22 protein-coding genes are annotated in these 20035 nt (G+C 65.7%); 12 read left to right on the plus strand and 10 right to left on the minus strand.

Going from position 1 to position 20035, the window contains the following annotated elements:
- Nucleotide 1 precedes the first annotated feature (1 nt).
- Nucleotides 2–556, plus strand: coding sequence for a hypothetical protein (locus AC2T4A_RS02725; RefSeq protein ID WP_486742668.1), 555 nt, complete (start codon nucleotides 2–4; stop codon nucleotides 554–556).
- A gap of 6 nt (nucleotides 557–562) precedes the next feature.
- On the opposite strand, the gene AC2T4A_RS02730 is transcribed toward AC2T4A_RS02725, so the two are convergent.
- Together AC2T4A_RS02730 and AC2T4A_RS02735 are read right to left on the minus strand one after the other, a co-directional pair.
- The gene (locus AC2T4A_RS02730) at nucleotides 563–1549 is read right to left on the minus strand and encodes a tetratricopeptide repeat protein (RefSeq protein WP_486742669.1); all 987 of its coding nucleotides are present in this window, start codon (nucleotides 1547–1549) and stop codon (nucleotides 563–565) included.
- A gap of 77 nt (nucleotides 1550–1626) precedes the next feature.
- Nucleotides 1627–1980, minus strand: a complete 354-nt coding sequence (locus AC2T4A_RS02735; protein WP_416743595.1) for a hypothetical protein — start codon at nucleotides 1978–1980, stop codon at nucleotides 1627–1629.
- A 107-nt stretch (nucleotides 1981–2087) separates the two neighbouring features.
- Between AC2T4A_RS02735 and AC2T4A_RS02740 the strand changes: the two genes are divergently transcribed.
- A complete protein-coding gene (locus AC2T4A_RS02740; protein WP_416743596.1) occupies nucleotides 2088–3083 on the plus strand; it encodes a hydrolase in 996 nt (331 codons plus the stop codon).
- Between the two features lie 82 nt (nucleotides 3084–3165).
- Entirely contained in the window at nucleotides 3166–3582 is a 417-nt protein-coding gene (locus tag AC2T4A_RS02745; RefSeq protein ID WP_416743597.1) for a GNAT family N-acetyltransferase, read from the plus strand.
- 226 nt (nucleotides 3583–3808) lie between these two features.
- Here the strand turns inward: AC2T4A_RS02745 and AC2T4A_RS02750 are convergent, their stop codons facing one another.
- Nucleotides 3809–4462 (minus strand): TetR/AcrR family transcriptional regulator, encoded by a 654-nt coding sequence (locus AC2T4A_RS02750; RefSeq protein ID WP_416743599.1) that lies wholly within the window; start codon nucleotides 4460–4462, stop codon nucleotides 3809–3811.
- Nucleotides 4463–4706: 244 nt separating this feature from the next.
- On the opposite strand from AC2T4A_RS02750, the gene AC2T4A_RS02755 reads away from it, so the two are divergent.
- The 6 genes from AC2T4A_RS02755 (at nucleotide 4707) to ggt (ending at nucleotide 11419) form a co-directional block, all read left to right on the plus strand.
- The gene (locus AC2T4A_RS02755; protein ID WP_486742670.1) at nucleotides 4707–6137 is read left to right on the plus strand and encodes a coniferyl aldehyde dehydrogenase; all 1431 of its coding nucleotides are present in this window, start codon (nucleotides 4707–4709) and stop codon (nucleotides 6135–6137) included.
- Nucleotides 6138–6187: 50 nt separating this feature from the next.
- Nucleotides 6188–6733, plus strand: coding sequence for a twin-arginine translocation pathway signal protein (locus AC2T4A_RS02760; RefSeq protein ID WP_478378327.1), 546 nt, complete (start codon nucleotides 6188–6190; stop codon nucleotides 6731–6733).
- Nucleotides 6734–6772: 39 nt separating this feature from the next.
- Nucleotides 6773–8368, plus strand: a complete 1596-nt coding sequence (locus AC2T4A_RS02765) for a GMC family oxidoreductase (RefSeq protein ID WP_478378328.1) — start codon at nucleotides 6773–6775, stop codon at nucleotides 8366–8368.
- 359 nt (nucleotides 8369–8727) lie between these two features.
- Entirely contained in the window at nucleotides 8728–9207 is a 480-nt protein-coding gene (coaD, locus tag AC2T4A_RS02770) for a pantetheine-phosphate adenylyltransferase (RefSeq protein ID WP_024767001.1), read from the plus strand.
- Nucleotides 9208–9340: 133 nt separating this feature from the next.
- Entirely contained in the window at nucleotides 9341–9592 is a 252-nt protein-coding gene (locus AC2T4A_RS02775) for a YfhL family 4Fe-4S dicluster ferredoxin (RefSeq protein WP_138519727.1), read from the plus strand.
- A 123-nt stretch (nucleotides 9593–9715) separates the two neighbouring features.
- Nucleotides 9716–11419, plus strand: coding sequence for a gamma-glutamyltransferase (gene ggt / locus AC2T4A_RS02780; RefSeq protein ID WP_486742671.1), 1704 nt, complete (start codon nucleotides 9716–9718; stop codon nucleotides 11417–11419).
- 13 nt (nucleotides 11420–11432) lie between these two features.
- Here ggt and AC2T4A_RS02785 read toward each other — a convergent pair whose 3' ends face one another.
- The 6 genes from AC2T4A_RS02785 to nudE form a co-directional block, all read right to left on the minus strand.
- Nucleotides 11433–13280 (minus strand): Na/Pi cotransporter family protein, encoded by a 1848-nt coding sequence (locus AC2T4A_RS02785; protein ID WP_478378330.1) that lies wholly within the window; start codon nucleotides 13278–13280, stop codon nucleotides 11433–11435.
- A gap of 70 nt (nucleotides 13281–13350) precedes the next feature.
- Complete coding sequence (locus tag AC2T4A_RS02790; RefSeq protein WP_416743607.1) at nucleotides 13351–13689, minus strand: multidrug transporter; 339 nt, start codon at nucleotides 13687–13689, stop codon at nucleotides 13351–13353.
- 83 nt (nucleotides 13690–13772) lie between these two features.
- Nucleotides 13773–14351 (minus strand): lysophospholipid acyltransferase family protein, encoded by a 579-nt coding sequence (locus AC2T4A_RS02795; protein ID WP_416743608.1) that lies wholly within the window; start codon nucleotides 14349–14351, stop codon nucleotides 13773–13775.
- A 95-nt stretch (nucleotides 14352–14446) separates the two neighbouring features.
- Nucleotides 14447–15259: a bifunctional DNA-formamidopyrimidine glycosylase/DNA-(apurinic or apyrimidinic site) lyase gene (gene mutM / locus AC2T4A_RS02800; protein WP_138213147.1), complete on the minus strand. Its 813-nt coding sequence runs from the start codon at nucleotides 15257–15259 to the stop codon at nucleotides 14447–14449.
- A gap of 116 nt (nucleotides 15260–15375) precedes the next feature.
- Nucleotides 15376–16194, minus strand: coding sequence for a 3'(2'),5'-bisphosphate nucleotidase CysQ (gene cysQ, locus AC2T4A_RS02805; protein ID WP_486742672.1), 819 nt, complete (start codon nucleotides 16192–16194; stop codon nucleotides 15376–15378).
- Nucleotides 16194–16760: an ADP compounds hydrolase NudE gene (nudE, locus tag AC2T4A_RS02810; protein ID WP_416743614.1), complete on the minus strand. Its 567-nt coding sequence runs from the start codon at nucleotides 16758–16760 to the stop codon at nucleotides 16194–16196. The genes cysQ and nudE overlap by 1 nt, the downstream gene beginning before the upstream one ends.
- Before the next feature lie 126 nt (nucleotides 16761–16886).
- Between nudE and yrfG the strand changes: the two genes are divergently transcribed.
- A complete protein-coding gene (gene yrfG, locus AC2T4A_RS02815) occupies nucleotides 16887–17549 on the plus strand; it encodes a GMP/IMP nucleotidase (RefSeq protein WP_486742674.1) in 663 nt (220 codons plus the stop codon).
- A 46-nt stretch (nucleotides 17550–17595) separates the two neighbouring features.
- Here yrfG and lysM read toward each other — a convergent pair whose 3' ends face one another.
- Nucleotides 17596–18033, minus strand: a complete 438-nt coding sequence (gene lysM, locus AC2T4A_RS02820) for a peptidoglycan-binding protein LysM (protein WP_037018714.1) — start codon at nucleotides 18031–18033, stop codon at nucleotides 17596–17598.
- Between the two features lie 149 nt (nucleotides 18034–18182).
- Between lysM and AC2T4A_RS02825 the strand changes: the two genes are divergently transcribed.
- Both AC2T4A_RS02825 and fdhD read left to right on the plus strand, forming a co-directional pair.
- Complete coding sequence (locus AC2T4A_RS02825) at nucleotides 18183–19082, plus strand: LysR family transcriptional regulator (protein ID WP_478378334.1); 900 nt, start codon at nucleotides 18183–18185, stop codon at nucleotides 19080–19082.
- Nucleotides 19083–19175: 93 nt separating this feature from the next.
- Nucleotides 19176–20012, plus strand: coding sequence for a formate dehydrogenase accessory sulfurtransferase FdhD (fdhD, locus tag AC2T4A_RS02830; protein ID WP_486742675.1), 837 nt, complete (start codon nucleotides 19176–19178; stop codon nucleotides 20010–20012).
- The last annotated feature ends 23 nt before the right edge of the window (nucleotides 20013–20035 follow it).

Genomic DNA, 20035 nt, shown 5'->3' on the forward strand with positions numbered 1-20035 from the left:
AATGCCGGACGCCCTCCGCGAACAACTGCTGGCACTGGACGAGCGCTGTTTCGAACAGCCCGCCAGCGATTGGGCCGGCGACATTGCCCTGCCGGCTGAACTGGCGCGCTTCTATCGCGAAATCGGCCCGTGCGACTGCACACTGGAGACGGCCGGTAACCCGTTCTTCATCCCCTCACTCGCGCGAGTCTGGAAACAGCAGGCCGGCTATCGCTGGCACGGCCTGACCGGCGAGCGGCTGGCGGGTTGGAGCGATGACTGGATCGTGGTGGCGGACCAGGGCGCCGCCCCCTTCATCCTGGAGTGCTCCACCGGGCGAATCCTCTTCGACCAACACGGGGGCCCCTGGGACCCCGCGCCGGTGTTCGATGATCTGTGGCAGATGACCGCCTGCCTCACCACCTTCGCCCGCGTCTGGCGCAGCGCGGGCGAGGACATCTTCGCGGAGGATTACAGCGTCAACCCGATCTACCGCCGCAAACTGATCGATGAGCTGGCAAAGCTGCTGGACGACGCCCACCGCGCAGAGGACCTGGCCGACGAGTTCGGCTGGTAGCGAGCCTTATTGGCTCACCGGTTCCGCCGCCTGCGCTGCATCCACGGCGCTGGCCTCTACCGCCTCCGGCTCCGGTGACACCTCTTCAACACCTCGGTTGGCGTGCCGGCGATCAGCAGCGCCGGAACAGTCCGCCACCCCGGAAAGCTCTCCATTCAGCGCCGCATACGTCCAGTTTTCCAGACGCGTATACCAGGCCGTTTCCTCCTCGGTCTTCAGCCAGGCGATTGCGTCCGCATCCTGCTGCTGTGCGGCCTTTTCCAGCCAGAGCCGCGCCTGCAGCTTGTTCATGCCTGCACCGGAGCCATTCCAGTAGGCCTCACCCACCTTGAACTGGGCACTGGCATCGCCTCGGGTCGCGGCCTTGCAGAACCACTGGAAGGCCTTTTCGCGGCTGGCCGCATAACGATCCTGCAGCGCGGCCTCTTCCTCGGAAGCGGCGTCGAATGCTACCTGGGGGTCATCAAGGTAGAACGCCCCAAGGTTCATCTCTGCGTCTTCGCTACCGGCCTCGGCCGCGCGCTCGAACCAGGTGCCGGCCTTGACTCGGTCCTTGTCGACGCCTTCGCCGCTCCAGTAGAGGACACCCATCTCGTTCTGGGCACCGGCGTCGCCCTGCTCCGCGGCCTTGCGGAACCAGCGCGCCGCTTCGGCCTTGTCCTTGGGGCCGCCGTCGCCTTCGCGATAGAGCATGGCCAGTTGGATCTGCGCACGGGCCAAGCCCGCTTCGGCAGCCTTGCCCCACCATTTGCGCGCACCAGCGTAGTTCTGCTGCTGGTAGAAGTAGGCGCCGAACTCGAACAGCGCCTGCGGCTCGCCGGTCTCGGCGGCCTGGTGAAGCCGGGTGAACTCGGCAAACAGCTCCTCGCCGCGCTCGTCGCCCTGCTCGGCCTTGGGCGGCTCATCGCTGAACTCGGACGTTGCGCCCTCGGCCCAGGCAAATGACGGTACGGCAAACGCAAGAGCGGACAGGAACACCCATCGGCTGAACATACGTGACTATCCTCATGTCGGTTGAATCGGTCGGCCTTCCCGGCTCGACCGCGTGGCGGTTGTTGCGGGCATCGCCCTCAGATCGACTTGCCCACATCGACGGTGCCGCTGCGCACCAGCTCAACGCCGTCGACCACCATCTTCCATTGGTTGCCGTCCTGGTAGGGCGGCTTGGAGACCTTGAAGTGCGTGTCGAACGGGCCGAACCCAACGGTGAAACCGTCGGCTTCGTAGCGCTTGATCGGCGCCTCGATGGATTTCGAGGTGCTGCCGGACACTCGCTTGTAGGCAACGCGGCCGTCGGCCGTGACCAGCAGGCTCATCTCCGGCGAAGTCCACAAGCCAACGTATGAGCGATGCTCCTGCGGCACCGGCTCGCCGCACGCGGCCAGCCAAAGCACCAGGCTCAGCGCCGCGACACTCTTCCACATACCATCCCCTCCTTTGCGTGGTTTCCTTGGCAACGGATGCACAAGGCATCCATTACATGACCGACTTGGCGTTACTATCACAGCTCGTCGACCCCATTCGATCCGTGATGACTATACCCTCCCCGTTCAAACCCGCCTGGTGGCTACCCGGCCCGCACCTGCAAACCCTGTATGGCTCGCTCGCACGCCAGTTGCCCAGTCTTGCGCGCACCCGCGAGCGCCTGTGGCTGGACGATGGTGATTTCATCGACCTCGACTGGCACGGCCCGCACGAGGCGGAAGCTCCGCTGGTGCTGGCGCTGCATGGGCTCACCGGCTCGTCGTCGTCGCATTACATCCTCGGCGTGCAGCAGCAACTCGCCGCGCAGGGTTGGGCCAGTGTCGCGCTGAACTGGCGCGGCTGCTCGGGCGAGTCGAACCTGCTGCCGCGCGGCTATCACTCAGGCGTCAGCGAAGACCTCGCCTCGGTGGTCGCCCACGTCCGCGCCAAGCGGCCGATGGCGCCGCTTTACGCGGTGGGTTATTCGCTGGGCGGCAACGTGCTGCTCAAGTACCTGGGCGAAGCCTCGGACAGCTGCCCGCTGAAGGGCGCGGTGGCGGTGTCGGTGCCTTTCCGCCTGGACCAGTGCGCCGACCGTATCGGCATCGGTTTTTCCAGGGTCTACCAGGCGCACTTCATGCGCGAGCTGGTGGCCTATGTGCAGACCAAGCGCCAGGCGTTCGCCGCCGGCGGGCACGCGGAAAACCTCGCCGCGCTGGAGCGCCTCGGGCCGCTGGATGGCATGCGCACCTTCTGGGACTTCGATGACCGGGTGACCGCGCCGCTGCACGGTTTCGCCGATGTGCACGACTACTACCGCCGCGCCTCCAGCCGCTATTACCTGGGCGGCATCCGCGTGCCGACGCTGATCATCCAGTCCAGCGATGATCCGTTCATCCACGCCCACAGCGTGCCGCAACTGGACGAGCTCTCCGCTTCGACGCAGCTGGAGCTGCTGCCCCATGGCGGCCATGTCGGCTTCATCGGCGGATCACCTGGACGTCCGGACTATTATCTGGAACGCCGCATCCCGCAGTGGCTGCGCGAACGACGAGAAGCCTGACTGCGCTGGATCAGCCCAGCAGAACGGGAATGAGGCAGACTGGAACTGCACCAGGAAGGAAACGCCAGAAAGGAGCGCCGCCATGCACGACACGCCGCTGACGATCCTGCAGAACCCGCCGCTGAGCAACGCTCAGTGCGCCTCTATCGCCGCGCTCTACCGCGCCGTGGGCTGGGGCTCTCCTGGCACTACCGCGGAGCTGCGCGATCTCTACGAGTACTCCAGCTACTTCCTGCTGGCCCTGGACGGTGAACAGGTAGTCGGCCTATTGCGCGCGGAAAGCGAGACGGCGCAGACCACCTGGCTGGCGGAGATCGCCGTGCTGCCGAGGCTTCAATTGCGCGGGACGGGCCTGGCACTGATGGCGCGTTTCCTTGCCGATCACCCTGACCGCACGCTTTACACCGATGCCACCGAGGGTGTGGAGGAGTTCTTCCTGCGCCATGGCATCGCCCTGCGCCGACCTCGGGTACCGGGGCCGCGCAAGGTGGATGCGTAACCCTCCAGCCCGAACATCGGCGGATAACGCTGGCGCGTTATCCGCCCTACGTAACGGGAGCGCCTTGCCAAGGGCCCTCACCCTAGCCCTCTCCCAGAGGGAGAGGGAACCGTTCGGCGCAACGGGAAGCCAATCTATCAGCCGGCAGGATCTGCCCCCCTCACCCTCCGGGAGAGGGTTGGGGTGAGGGAAAGGCAATCGCTCGGAGACATCCTGGCTGTAAGAATCAATCTTCCAGCGGCACATACAACCGATCGAACACCGCCGCCACCGCCTCGCGGAAGGGGGGTGCGATGTGCCCGCTTTCCAGTGCCAGCACCTGGTAGATGCCGCGCCGCATCAACGCTTCGCTGAGGTCGCTGGCCACCTCGCGCGTGGTGCAGAGGTAGCGCACCCAGGAGGTGAGAATGATCCAGGCGTTGAGGGTCAGGGCCTCCAGCTGGGGTTCGTCCATCTGCAGGATGCCCGCGTCTACGAAGCCCCGATAGATGGCCTTGGCGTTGTCCATGGCCCGGCGGGCGAAGGCGCGGTAGGCCGCGGCCAGTTCCGGATCGGAGTCCAGCAGGTGCTCCAGATCGCGGTGCAGGAAGCGGTAGTGCCACATCGCGGCGAGCAGCGCTTCGAGGTAGAAAGTCTTGTCCTCCACCGTCAGCGCGCGGCCCTCGGGCAGGTGCAGGAACTGGTCGACGTGGCTTTCGTACTCGGCAAACAGCTGGGCGATGATCACCTGCTTGTTGCGGTAGTGGTAGTACAGGTTGCCCGGCGAGATGCCCAGGTGCGCGGCGATGTGGTTGGTGGTGACGCTGCGCTCGCCCTGGGCATTGAACAGCTCAAGGCTGGCCTGGGCGATACGGTCACGGGTGTTGATGCGTGGTGCCATTGCCAAAACTCATCGAAGCGAATTGCGCGGACGCAAAGGTACACCGATTGCTACCACCTGACACAACCCTGGGGCGCGCCCAACTTTTCGTTGGCTGGGCCTGGCGGCGCGGACACGGCATGCTGATTGACACTCTAGAGCAATTGCTCTAAAAAACCAGCGACAGCATAAAAACGCGAAGCATCCGAGTTCCTTGCGTGAATTTCCGGAGAGCTTCCCCACCCGCTTCCGTCAGGAGCCCGTCATGGTTGCCGATATCGCCTACCTGCAGCAGACCCAGCAGCAGATCAGCCAGCTGGAAACCCTTCTCGAACGCCAGCGTCAGGCGTACCGCGCCAACCCGATGCCCGATGCCGGCCAGCGCATCCAGTGGCTGAAAAGCCTCGCCAATCTGCTGGTGACCGAGCAGAAGGCAATCATCGATGCGATCAACAGCGACTTCAGCAATCGCTCCGCCGACGAGACACTGCTCGCCGAAGTGATGCCCAGCCTGCACGGCGTGCACTACGCGGCCAAGCGCGTGAAGAAGTGGATGAAGCCGTCCCGGCGCAGCGTCGGCATGCAGTTCATGCCGGCCTCGGCCAAGGTCATCTACCAGCCGCTGGGCGTGGTCGGCGTGATCGTGCCGTGGAACTACCCGCTGTTCCTCGCCATCGGCCCGCTGACCGGGGCGCTCGCCGCCGGCAACCGGGTGATGATCAAGATGAGCGAATCCACCCCGGAATCCGCCCGCGTGCTCAAGGAGCTGCTGGGCAAGGTCTTCCCCGAAGACCTGGTCGCCGTGGTGCAGGGTGAAGTCGACGTTGGCGTGGCCTTCTCCAAGCTGCCCTTCGACCATCTGCTGTTCACCGGCGCCACCAGCGTCGGCAAGCACGTGATGCGCGCCGCCGCCGAGAACCTCACCCCGGTCACCCTGGAGTTGGGCGGCAAGTCACCGGCCATCGTGTCTGCCAGCGTGCCGATGAAGGACGCCGCTGAGCGCATCGCCTTCGGCAAGTCGCTCAATGCCGGCCAGACCTGCGTGGCGCCGGACTATGTGCTGGTGCCGCAGAACCGCGTCGACGAGTTCGTCGAGAGCTACCGCCAGGTGGTCCAGGGCTTCTTCCCGAAACTGGAGAACAACCCGGACTACACCGCGATCATCAACGAGCGCCAGTTGGCGCGCCTGAACGGCTACCTCGCCGATGCCCAGGCCCGCGGCGCCACCGTCGTGCCGCTGTTCCCGCAGGCGCAGGGCCGGCGCCTGCCGCAGGCACTGGTACTGAACGCGACCGACGAGATGAAGATCATGCAGGAAGAGATCTTCGGCCCCCTGCTGCCGGTGATCCCCTACCAGAACCTCGACCAGGCGCTCAGCTACATCAACGAGCGTGACCGTCCGCTGGCGCTGTACTACTTCGGTTACGACAAGCGCGAGCAGGACCACGTACTGGCCCAGACCCACTCCGGCGGCGTATGCCTGAACGACACCCTGCTGCACGTGGCCCAGGACGACATGCCCTTCGGCGGCGTCGGCCCGTCCGGCATGGGTCACTACCACGGCCACGAAGGCTTCCTGACCTTCTCCAAGGCCAAGGGCGTGTTCAGCAAGCCGCGCTTCAACGCTGCACGGGTGATCTACCCGCCCTACGGTAAATCGCTGCAGAAGCTGGTCTACAAGCTGTTCATCCGCTGACCGGCGACCTATCAACCCCAGGTGCCCTTCAACCAGGTGAAACAATAAGAATGACAGACACCTCCCTCACCGCGCCGGGCCTCTCCCGGCGCGGCGTGCTCAAGATCGGCCTGCTGGGCGGCGCCTTCCTCGCCACGGCGGGCGTCACTGCCAGCCTCAGCGGCTGCTCCGCCAGCACCCCGGCCAATGGCTTTGCCGTGCTGCGCGATTCCGACCTGCCCTTCCTGCGCGCGCTGATCCCAGTGATGCTGGCCGGAGCCGTACCCGCCGAGCGCATGGCCGAAGCCGTCAAAGGCACCATCCAGAGCCTGGACAACAGCCTCAACCACCTCAGCCCGGAAATGCTCAAGCTCACCGTGCAGCTGTTCGACGTGCTCGCCCTGCCGATCACCCGCGGGCCGCTCACTGGCATCTGGGGCAGCTGGGACAACGCCAGCGCGCAGGACGTGCAGAACTTCCTGAACCGCTGGCAGAACAGCTTCATCTCCCTGCTCAAGATGGGCCACAGCTCGCTGCTGCAACTGGTGATGATGGCCTGGTACAGCCGCCCGGAATCCTGGGGCCATTGCGGCTACCCCGGCCCGCCGAAAATCTGATGCCGCCAGAACAACAAGAATTCGCCTGAGAGATTCCCGATGCCTGTACCCGATCTGTTCGCCGAGGGCCTGGCCCGCGGCTGGAAAGTCCACAATGGCTCGCGCCTGGACAAGGACCTGACCCTGGAAGCCGACGTCGTGATCGTCGGTACCGGCGCCGGCGGCGGCACCACTGCCGAAGCCCTCAGCGCCGCCGGCTACAAGGTGTTGCTGGTGGAAGAAGGCCCGCTCAAGACCAGCACCGACTTCAAGATGCAGGAAGCCGACGCCTACCCCAGCCTGTACCAGGAAGGCATCGGCCGGATGAGCAAGGACGGCGCCATCACCATCCTCCAGGGCCGCGCCGTGGGCGGCACCACCCTGGTCAACTGGACCTCCAGCTTCCGTACCCCCGAGCCGACCCTGGAACACTGGGCCAAGGAACATGGAGTGAAGGGTCACAGCGTCGCCGAGATGGCGCCGTGGTTCGCCAAGATGGAAGAACGCCTGGGCGTGGCACCCTGGATCATGCCGCCCAATGCCAACAACGATGTGATCCGCAACGGCTGTGAGAAGCTCGGCCTGCACTGGAAGGTGATCCCGCGCAACGTCCGTGGCTGCTGGAACATCGGCTACTGCGGCATGGGCTGCCCGACAAACGCCAAGCAATCGATGCTGGTGACCACCATTCCGGCGACCCTGGAAAAGGGCGGCGAGCTGCTGTTCCTCGCCCGCGCCGACCGCCTGCTGCACGACGGCAACAAGGTCAGCGGCCTGGAATGCTCGGCCATGGACGAGCGCTGCGTCGCCCCCACCGGCCGCAAGATCACCATCAAGGCGCGCCACTACGTGCTTTCCGGCGGCGGCATCAACACCCCGGCGATCCTCCTGCGCTCCAAGGCACCGGACCCTAACGGCCGCGTCGGCCAGCGCACCTTCCTGCACACGGTGAACTTCAGCGCCGCATTGTTCGACGAGGTCATCAACCCCTTCTACGGTGCGCCGCAGTCCATCTATTCCGACCACTTCCAGTGGGACGACGGCGCCACCGGGCGCATGTCCTACAAGCTTGAAGTACCGCCGCTGCAGCCGGCGCTCAGCGCCACCCTGCTCGGCCGCTTCGGCGAGGACAACGCCCTGCGCATGGAGCAGCTGCCGCACACCAACGTGATCCTGGCGCTGATGCGCGACGGCTTCCATCCGGACAGCGCAGTGGGCTCGGTCAGCCTGCGCGGCGACGACACCCCGGTGCTCGACTACCAGATGACCGACTACACCTGGGACGGCATCCGCCGCGCCTTCCACACCATGGCCGACATCCAGTTCGCGGCCGGCGCCAAGGCCGTGCTGCCGCTGCACGCCGACGCTGGCTACGTGAAAAGCGCCAAGGAGGCACACGAACTGATCGACGGCCTGAGCCTGGAGCTCTACCGCACCCGCCTGGGCAGCGCCCACGTGATGGGCGGCTGCGCCATGGGCGAGGACGCCAAGCAGTCGGTGTGCGACAGCCTCGGCCGCCACCACCAGCTGGAGAACCTGTCGATCCACGACGGCTCGCTGTTCCCCACCAGCATCGGCGCCAACCCGCAGCTCTCGGTCTACGGCCTCACCGCACAACTGGCCGACGCCCTGGCCAGGCGCCTGGGCAAGGCCTGACAGGATTCCGACCGCCCACACCCGACGGCTCTACGTAGGAGCGAGCTTGTGACCCACAGGGATGTGGGGAATGCCGTTATCCGTAGGGAATGGATTCGGCCTCGCGAACCGCCCAACTCCGGAGCATCTGGGAGACGCTGTTCGCGAGCAAGCTCGCTCCTACAAGGGTTTTCCACCATGAAATCCGCGCGCAGGCTCTGGCACGCGGCCTGAGCGTGACTCACCGGTCTCTCGCCGGTTATCTCAGGTAGTCCGTTCACAGAAGCACTACCAAGGTCGCTTGGCCCCACGGACATGCTGCGTTACCATCCGCCCGCTATTGCACCAGCCTGCCAACAAGAGCCGACCAGGACGCCGCGATGAATCGAGTGTTGTACCCGGGTACCTTCGACCCCATCACCAAAGGCCATGCCGATCTGGTCGAACGCGCCTCGCGACTGTTCGACCAGGTGATCATTGCCGTCGCCGCCAGCCCCAAGAAGAATCCCCTGTTCCCGCTGGAACAGCGCGTCGAGCTGGCCCGCCAGGTCACCTCGCACCTGCCCAATGTAGAAGTCGTCGGCTTCTCCACGCTGCTCGCCCATTTTGCCAAGGAGCAGAACGCCAACATCCTGCTGCGTGGCCTGCGCGCGGTGTCGGATTTCGAGTACGAGTTCCAGCTGGCCAACATGAACCGCCAGCTCGCACCCGACCTGGAAAGCATGTTCCTCACGCCATCGGAGAAGTACTCCTTCATCTCCTCCACCCTGGTGCGCGAGATCGCGGCGCTGGGCGGCGACATCACCAAATTCGTCCATCCCGCGGTGGCCAGCGCCCTGGCCGAGCGCTTCAAGCGCTGAGCCGCATGCCGCCAAGGATGGCGGTTTCCGTCAGCGGACTCCCTGATTGCGTGCACTACGCGCGCCGATACGGCACAATTTCACCATTGTTGCTACCGATCGCCATGGCTGCCGTCATGGTTGGAGTTGTTCGATGTCCCTGAAAATCACTGACGATTGCATCAACTGCGACGTCTGCGAACCCGAGTGCCCCAATGCCGCGATCTCCCAGGGCGAGGAGATCTATGTCATCGACCCGAACCTGTGCACCGAGTGCGTCGGTCACTACGACGAACCGCAGTGCCAGCAGGTCTGCCCGGTCGATTGCATTCCCCTCGACGAGGCTCACGTCGAAAGCAAGGATGAGCTGATGGAGAAGTACAAGAAGCTCACCGGCAAGGCTTGATTTCGCGCGTTTCGACACTTTTTCATTGAGTTCTCACAAACCTGCGGCGCTGTGGATTGTCTATCCTCCACCTTCGCCCTGTTTGGTTTTCCAGCCGGCGCTGCCGGCGGTTCGTGAGATGCCATGTCCCTGTTGAATTCCCGCACCCGCGCCTCCCTGCTCGGCTTCTGCAGCCTCCTGCTGCTGAGTTTCGCCCTGCACGCCGCGGAACATCCGGCCCAGGCCAGCGTCGCCACGGCGCATCCCGCCGCCACGGTGGCGGGCCTGGAAACCCTCGCCGACGGCGGTAATGCCTTCGACGCCGCCGTAGCCATCGCCGCCGCGCTGGCGGTGGCCGAGCCCTATGGCTCGGGTCTGGGCGGCGGCGGTTTCTTCCTGCTGCGCAAGGCCGGCAGCCCTCCGACCTACCATTTCATCGACGCCCGCGAGCGCGCCCCGCTGGCCGCCCACGCGCGGATGTACGAGCGCAACGGCAAGGTCGACCCGCAGCTGTCGCTCAATGGGCCGCTGGCCGCCGGCATCCCCGGCCTGCCCGCCGCCCTGGCAGATATCACCAGCCGCTACGGCCGCAAGACGCTGGCGAACAACCTCGTGCCGGCCATCCGCCTGGCCACCGATGGCGTATCCATCGACCACGTCTACATCGACCGCGCCTCCTGGCGCCTCGACGCGATGCGCAAGGACAGCGAGACTGCGCGCATCTTCCTCGACCAGGGCAACCTGCCCGAGGAATACAGCCTGATGCGCCAGCCGCAGTTGGCCAACACCCTGGAGAAACTGGCGCGCTACGGCCGCATCGGCTTCTATGAAGGCGAAACCGCGCAGAAGCTGGTGGAGGGCGTCCGCGCCGCCGGCGGCGTCTGGAGCCTGGAAGACCTCGCCAGCTACCGCACCGTGGAACGCCAGGCGTTGCGCTACCCGCTGGCCGATGGAAAGGAACTGATCAGCGCTCCGCCGCCCTCCGCTGGCGGCGTCGCCCTCGCGCAAAGCCTGGGCATGCTGCAGCAGTTGCCCTGGCAGAAGGCCGAGCCGGTGCAGCGCGTCCACTACGTTGTCGAAGCCTTGCGCCGCGCCTATCGCGACCGTGGCCTGCTGGGCGACCCGGACCGCGTCGCCAACCCGGTCAACCAGCTGCTTGCGCCGGACTATCTCAAGCGCCTTGCCGCCGGTATCGACCCGCAACGCGCCACACCCAGCTCTTCCCTGCCGCCGGCACCAGCCTGGCGCGAAGGCGACCACACCACCCACTTCGTGGTCATGGACGCCGACGGCAACGCGGTTGCGGCCACCCTATCGGTCAACCTGCCCTTCGGCGCGGCCTTCACCGTGCCCGGCACCGGCGTGCTGCTCAATGACGAGATGGACGACTTCGCCACCGACGTCAGCGGCGCCAACGCCTACCAGCTAGCGGGCAGCCAGGCCAACGCAGTGGCCGCCGGCAAGCGCCCGCTATCGAGCATGAGCCCCAGCTTCATCGAAAGCCCCACGGAGCTGGCCGCCTTCGGCACGCCCGGCGGCAGCCGGATTCCAAGCATGGTGCTGCTGGCAATGCTGGATTACCTGGACGGCAAGCCGGTGCAGCGCTGGGTGTCCTCGCCGCGTTACCACCACCAGTTCCTGCCCGACGTGATCGAGCACGAACCGCGCGCCTTCAGCGCCGCCGAGGCAGCCGACCTGCAGCGCCGTGGCTACACGCTCAAGGATGTCGGTCGTGCCTACGGCAACCAGCAGGTGCTGCTGTGGAACAAGAAGTCCGGCGAGGTGCAGTCGGCCAGCGATCCGCGCGGCATCGGCCTGGCGACCGAGCTGGCAGCACCACTGCGCTGATCGGAACGGGCTTTCATGGCAGAATGAGACCCGGCGTCTCGTCCTCGCCCGGCTCGAACAGGCCGTGCTCGGTGCCCAGTTGCAGCACGTTGCGCAGGCTCTGGATGATGCGGCTGACATAGCCCAGGTCGTTCATCAGCGAACTCATCTGCAGGCCGTCCAGCTCGTGGCGGCGCACGGCGGCGAACAGCCGCTGACGGAAGGCGCCGTCGAACTCGGCGGCGCTTTCATCGAGCAATTGCAGACGTGCCTGCAAGGCCTCCTCCGGCAGTTCACCACCGAGCAGCGAGCCCAGCGCGCGCACTTCGCGCAGCATGGCGATCAGGTGCCGGCGCAACTCGACGTAGGTGTCGCGTAGCGTCGAAGGCTCGCCGTGCAGCGCTTGGCCGAGGTTCTTCTGCAAATGCTTGGCGTCCTTCACCGCATCCACCAGTTGCAGCGCCACCACCTGGCAGGACAGCCAGAAGCGCTGGTGTTCCTCGTCCAGCGGCACCTCCAGACGGCTCATGAAGCTCAGCAGGTCGCCATACACGCCCTTGATGTGGCGCTGGTAAAGCACTTCCGCTGCGAGTGCGTGGCGATCCGGCGTGGCGCGCAGCTCACTCTCGTCGACCCGCGGCTGGGTGAGCATGTCCACCGGCAGGTACAGCGCGTGGCAGATCACTTCGATGCTCAGGCGCCCCAGATGCCGCAATTCCTGTAGCACCGCGCTGGCGGCGGCGTCTGCGGAGTCCAGTGCGCGCTCGTTGAGATAGCGCGCATGGGTACGCTCAATGGTGGGCATGGCGGGGGCCATGTCGGTAATCAATACCGCGGGCTCTTCCACCTCCGGCAGCCAGCGCACCAGGGCATTGGCCAGCGCGCCCTGCAACGGCCAGAACAACGCCACGCCCATGCCGTTGAACAGGGTGTGGAACAGCGCCAGCTGGATCATCGGGTTGTCCGCCAGCCCCAGCGGCGTCACCAACCAGTGCACCAGCCAGGTCAACGGCGAGAGCAACAGGAAGGCCAGCACACCGGTCACCACGTTGAACAGCACGTGCGCCAGCGCCAACCGCTGTCCGCTGCGATTGCCGCCCAGGGAGCCGACGAACGCCGTGGTGACGCTGCTGCCGACGTTGGAGCCGATGGCAATCGCCAGGCTCTGCCCCAGTTCCAGCTGCCCACCGGCGAGGGCCGCCAGAGTCAGCATCAGCGTGGCATGGCTGGATTGCAGGACCACGGTGATGAGCAGGCCGAAGGTCACGAACAACAATGCGCCGAGCATGCCTTCCGAGCGCAATTCGCTCATGTCCATGGCATCGCCGAAGCTGCCGAAACCGTCCTTGATCTGGTCGATGCCCAGGAAAATGAAGGCGATCCCCAGCAGGATGCGCCCGGCAGCCTTGCTCTTGGCGCCGTTGAAACCCAGCAGGATGCCGAACACCAGTAACGGCAGCGCCAGGGGGCTCAGGCTGAGGTTCTGCCCGGCCAGCGCCAGCAGCCAGATGCCGCTGGTGGCGCCCAGGTTGGCGCCGAACAGGATGGCGATGCCGCCCGCCAGCTGGATCAACCCGGTGCTGATGAAGGCGATGGTGAGCAGGGAAACCAGGGTGGAGGATTGCAACAGGAAGGTGCCGAAGAGACCGAACAGCAGGCTCTTGCCGCGGGTCGCGGTGCTCTTTTCCAGCCAGCGTTCGAGCTGGCTGCCGGCAAGATCGCGCAGCCCTTCTTCCAGGCACTGCATGCCGAACAGGAACAACGCCAGGCCCGCTCCCAACTGCAGCAGACCGGCGCTGGACCAGAAGGTGTAGCCCAGGATGACGGCGACCAGCAGCAGAAGCAGCGGACGCAGGTGCTTCTTCAGGCCGCTCAGTTTCATGGGCTACCCACGGGATTCACCCGACACGGGCTTGCGAGGCGGCCACGCCGCCCCGGAAAAGGACGAGCAGTCAGTCCTTCTTGTAGCCGCTGGTGGTGCAGCCCAGGCAGCGTACGAAGGCGGCCTTGCCCGGATCGACGACTAGCGCCTGGCCAGCTTCCTTGATATTGCCGCCGGCCGCGCTGAACGGCAGGGTCACCACGAAGGCCGCGGTCCCCACCACGGTGGCGGCGATCAGCAGCGGACGCGCGATCAGCAGGTCGCCCATCATGGAGTAGAACGGCGGAGCCGAGACGACGTAGGTCGGATCGCCGCTGACGTTGCTCACTTCTTCCTGAGCAACGGCCGGCAACACCGAGAATGCACAGACCAGGGCCATTGCAGTGGCGGCGGTGCGGAACACGTTCATGGAGGGAAGTCCTTTTTTGTGTAGTTGGGCAGGCAGACTGCCATAACTATAACAGCGCTCCATGACTTGTCGCGTGACAGCCTTCAATCGCCGAAGAATGCGTATTCGGGCTTTTTCGGCACGAAAGGTCGATAGAAAGCCAGCATCCGGCGCAGGTCGGCCGACTCGTCGCCGGTGGGCCAGAACGGCTCGCCGATGACGATGCGCCGACCGGGGTAGTCCAGTGCCGCCAGCACGATAGGCACGCCCGCGCCCCGGGCGATGTGGTAGAAGCCCATTTTCCAACGCTCGACCTTCTTGCGCGTGCCCTCGGGCGAGAGGATCAGCATCATCTCGCGATTATCGCGGAATGCCTGGATTGCCTGGTCCACGGTGTTCAGCTTGAGGTGGCGCTGGATCGGGATGCCACCCCAGCGGCGCATCAGGCCGCCGAAGGGCGCGCGAAAGATGGTGTGCTTGCCGAACCAGCGGGCGTTCAGGCGCAGCACGAACTTGGCCGCGAGGAACAGGACGAAATCCCAGTTGGACGTATGGTGCGCGCCGATCACCACGAACTTGTCGAGCGGCGGCAGCGCGCCCTCTATGCGCCAGCCGGCCAGGCGCAGCATGCTGTGGCCGAGCGCCTCGGCGAACGGATTGCGGGGCAGATAGTTGCCGGACATGAATCACCTGGAAGCCCCTCTTCGGGGGCCATTGTTGTTATGGCAAAAGGTGTGGGAAGCGGAGCGGTCGGCAGCTTAACGGCCGCCACCCGCCTTCAGCGTTGGCAGCGCGAACAGTAGACGCTGGCGCGCTGGCCGAGGCGGACTTCACGCAGGGTCGAACCGCAGACCTTGCACGGTTCGCCGCCGCGCCCGTAGACGAAGAGTTCCTGCTGGAAATAGCCGGGCTGGCCGTCGCCACCGACAAAGTCGCGCAGCGTGGTGCCGCCGCGCTCGATGGCAATGGCGAGGATACGTTTGATCTCCTGGGCAAGCTTCACGTAGCGCGCCCGCGAGATGGTCCCGGCCTCGCGGCGCGGGTCGATGCCTGCGGCGAACAGCGCCTCGGTGGCGTAGATGTTGCCCACGCCGACTACCACCGCGTTGTCCATGATGAAGGGTTTCACCGCCATGCTGCGGTTGCGTGACAACTGGAACAGGCGCTCCCCTTCGAAGGCATCGGTCAGCGGCTCCGGGCCGAGGTGGCGCAACAGTTCGTGCTCCAGCGGCGTCAGGCTCCAGAGCAGCGCGCCGAAGCGCCGCGGGTCGGTGTAGCGCAGCGCCATGCCCGACTCCAGCTCGATATCCACATGCTCGTGGCGCGCCGCCGGTGTGCCGCATTCCACCAGGCGCAAGCTGCCGGACATGCCCAGGTGGCTGATCAGCGTCCCCACCTCGGCATTGAGCAACAGGTACTTGGCACGCCGCTCCACCTGCACGATCCGCTGCCCGGACAAGCGAACGTCCAGGTCCTCGGGAATCGGCCAGCGCAAGCGGCGCTCGCGGACGATCACGCGGCTGACGCGCTGGCCTTCGAGATGGGGCGCTATGCCCCGGCGGGTGGTTTCGACTTCAGGTAATTCGGGCATTGTTCAGAATTTCTGAGGAGCTATCTGTAGGAGCGAGCTTGCTCGCGAACTGATCAACCGGCAACGCCGGCGTCAGACTGGTTCGCGAGCAAGCTCGCTCCTACAAGGGTATGGGGTTAGTCCAACGCGCGGGCCAGCTGGATCAGGTCTTCACGCCAGGGCGCGGCCTTGGGCAGCGCCAGGAAGGAGGTGTTGAGGAGCGTTTCCCTCGCTTCATAGGTGAAGAGCTCGCCGCGCACGTCCAGCACTACGCCGCCGGCGCCTTCCAGCACGCCCTGGGCGGCCGCTGTATCCCACTGGCTGGTGGGCGCCAGGCGCGGGTAGCAGTCCGCCGAGCCTTCGGCCAGCAGGCAGAACTTCAGCGAGCTGCCGATACTGGCCAGGTTCAGGTCGCCGAAGCGCTGCGCGAGACCGGCCAGCAGCTTTTCCTGCTGCGGGCTGGAGTGGCGCTTGCTGGCCACCACGGTGAAGACGTCGTCCGGCTCGGTGCGCACCTCGATGGCCTCCGGCTCGCCGCCGCGCTCTTCGCGCCAGGCGCCCAGGCCGGTGCCGCCGTAGTAGCAGCGGCCACTGGCGGGGATGCCGACCACACCAAAGACCACGCGGCCGTGCTCGATAAGCGCGACGTTGACAGTGAACTCGTCACTGCCGGAAATGAATTCCTTGGTGCCGTCCAGCGGGTCAACCAGCCACCAGCGACTCCACTGGGTTCGCGTCTCCAGCGGGATGTTGCAATCTTCCTCGGACAGCACCGGCACGTCCGGCGCCAGCGCGCGCAGGCCGTCGGCCAGCAGGCGGTGGGCGGCCAGGTCGGCAGCGGTCACCGGTGATTCATCAGACTTGCTCTGGACCTCCAGCTCGCCACGCCAGAACGGCAGGATCACATCGCCTGCCTTGTGTACCAGGTCGATCACGGCAGGCAGAAACGCATTCATCACGGCTGGAATTCCCCTCGTTGAGTCAACAGGTCGCGCACCAGATACAGCGCGGCCAAGGCCCGCCCTTCACTGAACTGGGCATTCTGCGCGAGGCTGGAAAGCTCGCGCAGATTGATCTTGTCGACGCCCATCGGCTCCGGCTCGTCGCCGGGCAGCGACTCTTCGTAAAGATCGCGGGCGAGCACCACCTGGATGCGCTGACTCATGTAGCCGGGCGACAGCGACAATTCGGTGATGTACTCAAGCTGACGGGCGCCGTAGCCGGCCTCTTCCTTCAGCTCGCGGTTGGCCGCGTCGAGGATGTCCTCGCCCGGCTCCACCAGGCCCTTGGGTAGCGACAGCTGATACTCGTCGACCCCGGCGCAGTATTCCTCGACCAGCACGGCGTGTTCGGCGTCGAGCATGGCGATCACCATCACCGCGCCGTAGCCCTGCCCCTTGCCCACCAGGCGCTCGTAGGTACGCTCGACACCATTGGAGAAGCGCAGCTGCAGCTCCTCGACGGCGAAGAGCCGGCTTCTGGCAACGATCTCTCGGGCGAGGACCGTGGGTTTCTGACGCATGGGGCGACTCCTGGGGGTGGCCGGGTCGGCTATGATAACCCGCCTTTTCCGATTCTCCGTGTCAGATATCGCGCCGATTCCGCTCACCGCCGGCGCAATTGCGACACCCTTTTGCGAAAGCCCAGCATGCCACGCCTGCCCTGGAACCAGATCGACACCGTCCTGCTCGACATGGACGGCACCCTGCTCGATCTGCATTTCGACAACCATTTCTGGCTCGAACACCTGCCGCAGCGCTACGCCGAGCACCATGGCATCAGCCGTGCAGAAGCAGATGCCGAGCTGCTACCGCTGTTCCGCGACAACGCCGGGCTGCTCAACTGGTACTGCCTGGACTTCTGGAGCCGCGAGCTCAAGCTGTCGATCCTCGACCTCAAGCACGAAGTCGCCGACCTCATCGCCCTGCGCCCGGACGCCGATCTGTTCCTGGCGAAACTGCGTGAGCACGGCAAGCGCGCGGTGCTGATTACCAACGCACACCGCGATTCCCTGTCACTGAAGATGCAGCGGGTGGAACTGTCGCCCTGGTTCGACCGGCTGATCAGCTCCCACGATTACGGCTTCCCGAAGGAAGACCAGCAGTTCTGGCAGGCTCTGCGTGCCGACGTCGGATTCGATCCGGCGCATAGTCTGTTCATCGACGACAGCCTGCCGATCCTGCGCGCCGCGCGGACCTTTGGCGTCGCCCACCTGCTCGCGGTGCGCCAGCCGGACAGCCGCCAGGGGCCGAAGGACACAGAGGAGTTCGCCGCCCAGGAAGACTACCGGGCGCTGCTCGAAGGGTTGTGAGGCGAGCAGAAACAGCAAGCCCGGCGCTGGGCCGGGCTCGTTGAGGTTATTCCGGAATCCGCAGCACCTGGCCGGGATAGATCTTGTCCGGATGGCTGAGCATCGGCTTGTTCGCCTCAAAGATCTTGTTGTAGAGGTTGGCGTTGCCGTACTCCGCCTTGGCGATGGCACTGAGCGTATCGCCCTTCTTCACGGTGACGAAACGCGCCTCCGCAGCTGGCGTGGCGACGGTGATGTGGTCTTCCACACCCGACACACCCGCGACGTTGCCCAGCGCCAGCAGAATCTTCTCCTTCTCTTCCTGGCTGGCCACCTCACCGGTGGCGATCACCTTGTCGCCCTCGACGCTGACCTGGATGTTCGGGTTGCCAAGGCCCACCTTGGCGATGTGGTCCTTGAGCGATTCGGCGGCCTGCGCCTCCTGACCGACAATGCTTTCCCACAGTTTCTCGCCGGCTTCCTTCACGAACGCAAAAATGCCCATTTCCAACCTCCCTACGGTTACAGTGACAGGCGGCCGGCATTGGGCAGACCGCGCGCCCCTGGAGTCTAGACGGCGACTTCCGCAGCGCCTGACGGAAAAGCCCTATTCCCGCCCCGACCCGACAGAACGCCCCCGGAGTTTTCCCGCCGATGGACATCAAGCAGCTGAAATTCCTTTGCGCCCTGGACGAGACGCGGCACTTCGGCCAGGCGGCGGTGCGCTGCCATGTCACCCAGCCGACGCTGTCCATGCGCCTGCGCAGCCTGGAAGAAGAGCTGGGCCTGGAACTGGTGCGCCGGGGTCAGCGCTTCGAGGGTTTCACCGAAGCCGGCGAACGTGTGCTGGCCTGGGCCCGCAGCCTGCTGGCGGCCCACGATGGGCTCTACGCCGAAGCGGCCGCGTGCCGAGGCCAACTGGTCGGCACCTTGCGCCTGGGCCTGGTGCCGCTGGCGGGCTTCGACCCCATGCAGTTGATCGAGCTGTTCGCCCAGCGCCACCCGGAGCTGCGCTTCCAGCTGTTCGCCCTGAGCTCAGAGAACATCCTCGAAGGTCTCGGCCGCAACCAGTTGGACCTCGGTCTGTCGTACCTGGACCGCCTCGACCGCGAACATTTCGACAGTCTCGAACTGGCTGCCACGCGCATGGGCCTGCTGCACGATCGCCGGCACTTCCAGTTCGACAGCCCGAGCCTGAGCTGGGATGCACTGGCGGAGCTACCGCTGGGCCTTCTCTCGGCCGGGATGCACTTCCGCCAGTCCATCGACCACGGTTTCCGCAGCCGTGGCCTGACGCCCCAGGCGCGCCTGGAAACCGACGCCGTGCACCAACTGGTGCAGGCGGTGGAGCGTGGCCTGTGCTGCGCGATCATGCCATTGGGCAGCGGGCTGGACGCCCAGGGCGAACACTTTGCTCTTACGCCGATCGAGGACGCGCGCACCCTGTCGCCACTGGGCCTGATCCTGCGCCGCAGCGAGCCGCGTTCAGCACTGGCCGAAGCCTGCTTCCGCGAAGCAGCCGCTCTGCTGGGGAACGCCGAGAGCGACCGATAGAGCGCGTCGATCACAACATCGACAGCAGCCATTAGACGCTGCCGCGGCATGGGCATAGGCTGGACGTATTACTAGAACCACAGGGCTCAGCCCATGCCTTGCCTGATCACCCGCCCGGCCAGCGCCGCGGTCCGGGACGCCGTCGTGCCTGCCGACGGCTACAGCTACACCGAACTCACCCCGGAGAGCGCCACCGGTCGCGCCGCCCTGGCCGGAGAAACGGCCCTGGCCATCGCCTACAACGGGCTGAGCCAGGCGGTCATGATGGTCTCGCCGAATGACCTGGAAGACTTCGTCCACGGGTTCAGCCTCGGCGCCGGCCTCATCGAGTCCATCGACGACATCTATGACGTACGCCTGACACCCCATGGCGATGCCATCGCCGCCGAGGTGCAGGTCAGCAATCGCGCTTTCTGGGCTCTCAAGGACCAGCGCCGGCAATTGGCCGGCAACACCGGCTGCGGCCTGTGCGGCGTCGAGGCGCTGGACCAGGCGCTCCCCGACCTGCCGCTCCTGCCGGCGGCTCCGCTGCCGCCCGCCGCGCACCTCGAGCATCTGCGTGAACGGGTCAATGCCGTCCAGGAAATCGGTCGCCGCAGCGGCGCCCTGCACGCCGCGCTGTTCGTCGATGCTGCCGGCGAGATTCGCCTGTGCCGCGAGGACATCGGCCGCCACAACGCCCTCGACAAACTGGTCGGCGCACTCAAGCGCCAGCGCCTGGACCTGGCCGGCGGCTTCGCCGTGGTGACCAGCCGCTGCAGCCTGGAACTGATACACAAGGCCGTGCGCGCCGGGCTGTCGACCCTGGTCAGCCTGTCCGCGCCCACCGCGCTCACCGTGCAATGGGCGCGCGAGCACCACCTGAACCTGATCCACCTGCCCCACCGCAGCGCGCCCCGGGTATACAGCCCCGCCCCACCAGCAGCCTGATCGCCCGCATCTTCGAAGAAAGA

It is taken from the genome of Pseudomonas sp. PVC-3-1 (assembly GCF_057444315.1).

Bases quoted from the DNA above. Each gene is read 5' to 3' on its own strand.
- AC2T4A_RS02825 (WP_478378334.1), top strand. From the start codon at position 18,183: ATGGACATCAAGCAGCTGAAATTCCTTTGCGCCCTGGACGAGACGCGG.
- ggt (WP_486742671.1), top strand. From the start codon at position 9,716: ATGTCCCTGTTGAATTCCCGCACCCGCGCCTCCCTGCTCGGCTTCTGC.
- AC2T4A_RS02760 (WP_478378327.1), top strand. From the start codon at position 6,188: ATGACAGACACCTCCCTCACCGCGCCGGGCCTCTCCCGGCGCGGCGTG.
- yrfG (WP_486742674.1), top strand. From the start codon at position 16,887: ATGCCACGCCTGCCCTGGAACCAGATCGACACCGTCCTGCTCGACATG.
- AC2T4A_RS02750 (WP_416743599.1), bottom strand. From the start codon at position 4,462: ATGGCACCACGCATCAACACCCGTGACCGTATCGCCCAGGCCAGCCTT.
- lysM (WP_037018714.1), bottom strand. From the start codon at position 18,033: ATGGGCATTTTTGCGTTCGTGAAGGAAGCCGGCGAGAAACTGTGGGAA.
- cysQ (WP_486742672.1), bottom strand. From the start codon at position 16,194: ATGAATGCGTTTCTGCCTGCCGTGATCGACCTGGTACACAAGGCAGGC.
- nudE (WP_416743614.1), bottom strand. From the start codon at position 16,760: ATGCGTCAGAAACCCACGGTCCTCGCCCGAGAGATCGTTGCCAGAAGC.
- AC2T4A_RS02755 (WP_486742670.1), top strand. From the start codon at position 4,707: ATGGTTGCCGATATCGCCTACCTGCAGCAGACCCAGCAGCAGATCAGC.
- AC2T4A_RS02795 (WP_416743608.1), bottom strand. From the start codon at position 14,351: ATGTCCGGCAACTATCTGCCCCGCAATCCGTTCGCCGAGGCGCTCGGC.
- AC2T4A_RS02790 (WP_416743607.1), bottom strand. From the start codon at position 13,689: ATGAACGTGTTCCGCACCGCCGCCACTGCAATGGCCCTGGTCTGTGCA.
- AC2T4A_RS02725 (WP_486742668.1), top strand. From the start codon at position 2: ATGCCGGACGCCCTCCGCGAACAACTGCTGGCACTGGACGAGCGCTGT.
- AC2T4A_RS02785 (WP_478378330.1), bottom strand. From the start codon at position 13,280: ATGAAACTGAGCGGCCTGAAGAAGCACCTGCGTCCGCTGCTTCTGCTG.
- AC2T4A_RS02775 (WP_138519727.1), top strand. From the start codon at position 9,341: ATGTCCCTGAAAATCACTGACGATTGCATCAACTGCGACGTCTGCGAA.
- AC2T4A_RS02745 (WP_416743597.1), top strand. From the start codon at position 3,166: ATGCACGACACGCCGCTGACGATCCTGCAGAACCCGCCGCTGAGCAAC.
- AC2T4A_RS02730 (WP_486742669.1), bottom strand. From the start codon at position 1,549: ATGTTCAGCCGATGGGTGTTCCTGTCCGCTCTTGCGTTTGCCGTACCG.
- AC2T4A_RS02765 (WP_478378328.1), top strand. From the start codon at position 6,773: ATGCCTGTACCCGATCTGTTCGCCGAGGGCCTGGCCCGCGGCTGGAAA.
- AC2T4A_RS02740 (WP_416743596.1), top strand. From the start codon at position 2,088: ATGACTATACCCTCCCCGTTCAAACCCGCCTGGTGGCTACCCGGCCCG.
- mutM (WP_138213147.1), bottom strand. From the start codon at position 15,259: ATGCCCGAATTACCTGAAGTCGAAACCACCCGCCGGGGCATAGCGCCC.
- AC2T4A_RS02735 (WP_416743595.1), bottom strand. From the start codon at position 1,980: ATGTGGAAGAGTGTCGCGGCGCTGAGCCTGGTGCTTTGGCTGGCCGCG.
- coaD (WP_024767001.1), top strand. From the start codon at position 8,728: ATGAATCGAGTGTTGTACCCGGGTACCTTCGACCCCATCACCAAAGGC.
- fdhD (WP_486742675.1), top strand. From the start codon at position 19,176: ATGCCTTGCCTGATCACCCGCCCGGCCAGCGCCGCGGTCCGGGACGCC.